Here is a 2,898-nt window from a genome sequence, read left to right on the forward strand (position 1 = left end):
GGGTGATGACGGGATCGAACCGCCGACCCCCTCCTTGTAAGGGAGGTGCTCTCCCAGCTGAGCTAATCACCCACTTCTCAATTTCTTATCTACACGGCGGAGACTACATAAAGTAGTTGGTGGGTGATGACGGGATCGAACCGCCGACCCCCTCCTTGTAAGGGAGGTGCTCTCCCAGCTGAGCTAATCACCCCCGCTGTGTGGAGTCGCATTATAGGGAGAGTTGAAAATGAGTCAACGCATTTTCTAAAGTTTTTGTTTGTTCGTCGTAAAATTAAACAAAACGATCGTGAATTACCCCGCGCTGCATGATTTCTATACGGAAATAGCAAAGCGCAGCGTTCTGACCGGATCAACATTGAGGAATCAAGCCACAGTGATAGAATACAAGGCTATTCATCTTTCCAGGATTTGCCGGTTGTCGGCATCTTTATAAACGTAAGGCCATTTCATGAAAATCAAAACTCGCTTCGCGCCTAGCCCGACAGGTTATCTGCACGTCGGTGGCGCGCGTACTGCTCTTTATTCCTGGCTTTTCGCACGTCACCACGGCGGTGAGTTCGTGCTGCGTATTGAAGACACCGATCTTGAGCGTTCCACGCCGGAAGCCATTGAAGCCATCATGGATGGTATGAACTGGCTGAACCTGGAATGGGACGAAGGCCCATATTTCCAGACCAAACGTTTTGATCGCTATAACGCGGTGATTGACGAGATGCTGGAGGCGGGAACAGCCTATAAATGCTACTGCTCTAAAGAGCGTCTGGAGCAACTGCGTGAAGATCAGATGGCGAAAGGCGAGAAGCCGCGTTATGACGGGCGTTGCCGTCACAGTCACGAACATCATGCCGACGATGAGCCATGCGTGGTGCGCTTTGCTAACCCGCAGGACGGTTCCGTTATTTTTGATGATCAGATCCGTGGGCCGATCGAATTCAGCAATCAGGAACTGGACGATCTGATCATTCGTCGTACCGACGGTTCGCCGACCTACAACTTCTGTGTGGTGGTGGACGACTGGGATATGGAAATTACCCATGTGATTCGTGGCGAAGACCATATCAACAATACTCCGCGCCAGATTAACATTCTGAAAGCGTTAAACGCGCCGGTGCCGATGTACGCGCATGTGTCGATGATTAACGGCGACGACGGTAAAAAGCTGTCTAAACGTCACGGTGCGGTGAGCGTGATGCAGTATCGCGATGACGGTTATCTGCCGGAAGCGTTGCTGAACTATCTGGTGCGTCTGGGCTGGTCCAGCGGCGATCAGGAGATCTTCACCCGCGAAGAGATGATTAAACTGTTCTCCCTCGGTGCGGTGAGCAAGTCTGCGAGCGCGTTCAACACCGATAAACTGCTGTGGCTGAACCACCACTATATCAATACGCTGGCGCCGGAATATGTGGCGACGCATTTGCAGTGGCATATCGAGCAGGAAAATATCGACACCCGTAACGGCCCGCAGCTTGCTGAACTGGTGAAGTTGCTGGGCGAGCGCTGCAAAACTCTGAAAGAGATGGCGCAGAGCTGCCGCTACTTCTATGAAGACTTCAGCGAGTTTGACGCCGATGCGGCGAAAAAACACCTCCGCCCGGTGGCGCGTCAGCCGCTGGAAGTGGTGCGCGACAAGCTGTCGGCGATTACGGACTGGTCAGCAGAAAACGTCCACCACGCGATTCAGGCAACGGCGGATGAGCTGGAAGTGGGGATGGGTAAAGTAGGGATGCCGCTGCGTGTGGCTGTGACCGGTGCCGGGCAGTCGCCTGCGCTGGATGTCACCGTACATGCGATTGGTAAAACCCGCAGCATTGAGCGTATCAACAAAGCGCTGGGCTTTATCGCCGAGCGTGAAAGCCAGCAGTAACGCCCGCTGAAACAGAATAAACGGCAGGGCAGACGCCTGCCGTTTATTCTTTGTTAGTCCGCCTCATTGATACCTAAACGCGTCAGAAATCCGCGAATACCTTCCCGCGATAAAAACAGCGCCAGTTTTTCCTGTTCCTGAGCAGACATATTTTCAACGGCATCAATAATTTGTCGATAAGCATGACTGTGCGCCGCGTTCGCATATTCTGCGAAAGCCTCTTCCGCCTGATAAAACGCAGGCAGTTTGCGAAAAGCCGGAATATTGAGAATAAATTCCCGCACGCTGGCATCAATATGGATGAGTCTTGCGCGTCCGCCTTTGACGCCGGGAAATTTTTCGGTTTTCCAGTGTTGTTCTCTGATCCAGCGATTGACGGTTTGTCTGGCCACGCCGAGGCATTCAGCCAGCTCTTCAGTGGTCATTTTACTGCGTAATCTTTTCATATTATTTGCTATCGCGTATCCCTAAGCGTTGTAACAAACCGGTAATCCCTTCACGAACGAGGAGAGAGGTAAACTGTTTCTGCTCGGATGAGGTCATCTCTTTGGCGAGCGTCATGAGCAGCGCTTCAAGCGATGCGTTGCTGGCAGGCGTGAATGTGTCTGCGTGATGGTCAACTGAACGTTCAGCGCTGCGGATATATTCACGAACCTGTTCGTTTACATGAACCAGACGGGCTTTACCGCCCTGGACGCCAGGTTTGGGCGATGTTGCCCAGCCTTCTTTCCGTACCCATTTATTGATGGTTTGTCGGCTGTAACCGGTGAGATTAGCGAGTTCTTCTGGCGTCATCCGTTCCTTGAACATAACGATTCCCTGAATAGTCGTGGGGTTAATTAGTGGTTCATTTTATAGCACCATTTTAGTCGAAACCGTGACGTGTTTAACTACTGAATGCGAGTTGTGCCGCAATGTCCTTTATTTGAATGCTTTTTCAGCGATTGAATTCGGCAAGTTCATTTTGCCGTTGACACATGCCGAGGGAATTCATATGATGCCGCCCGTCAACTCGACAAGCTTTACGTAGT

Annotated in this window: 3 protein-coding genes and 2 tRNA genes; 1 reads left to right on the forward strand and 4 read right to left on the reverse strand. The window is 51.6% G+C overall.

The features are described 5' to 3' along the window. Together ACLJTG_RS17590 and ACLJTG_RS17595 are read right to left on the reverse strand one after the other, a co-directional pair. Positions 1-72 (reverse strand) — tRNA-Val (locus tag ACLJTG_RS17590). A gap of 45 nt (positions 73-117) precedes the next feature. After that, positions 118-193 (reverse strand) — tRNA-Val (locus ACLJTG_RS17595). A 258-nt stretch (positions 194-451) separates the two neighbouring features. On the opposite strand from ACLJTG_RS17595, the gene gltX reads away from it, so the two are divergent. After that, complete coding sequence (gltX, locus tag ACLJTG_RS17600) at positions 452-1,867, forward strand: glutamate--tRNA ligase (RefSeq protein ID WP_000695623.1); 1,416 nt, start codon at positions 452-454, stop codon at positions 1,865-1,867. A gap of 53 nt (positions 1,868-1,920) precedes the next feature. Here gltX and ACLJTG_RS17605 read toward each other — a convergent pair whose 3' ends face one another. Together ACLJTG_RS17605 and ACLJTG_RS17610 are read right to left on the reverse strand one after the other, a co-directional pair. Beyond that, a complete protein-coding gene (locus ACLJTG_RS17605) occupies positions 1,921-2,313 on the reverse strand; it encodes a MerR family transcriptional regulator (protein ID WP_000826514.1) in 393 nt (130 codons plus the stop codon). 1 nt (position 2,314) lies between these two features. Then, positions 2,315-2,677, reverse strand: coding sequence for a MerR family transcriptional regulator (locus ACLJTG_RS17610; protein WP_000472034.1), 363 nt, complete (start codon positions 2,675-2,677; stop codon positions 2,315-2,317). Positions 2,678-2,898: the final 221 nt, after the last annotated feature.

The organism is Salmonella sp. SAL00672 (genome assembly GCF_046552175.1).
In the GTDB taxonomy this organism is placed as follows: Bacteria; Pseudomonadota; Gammaproteobacteria; order Enterobacterales; family Enterobacteriaceae; genus Salmonella; species Salmonella enterica.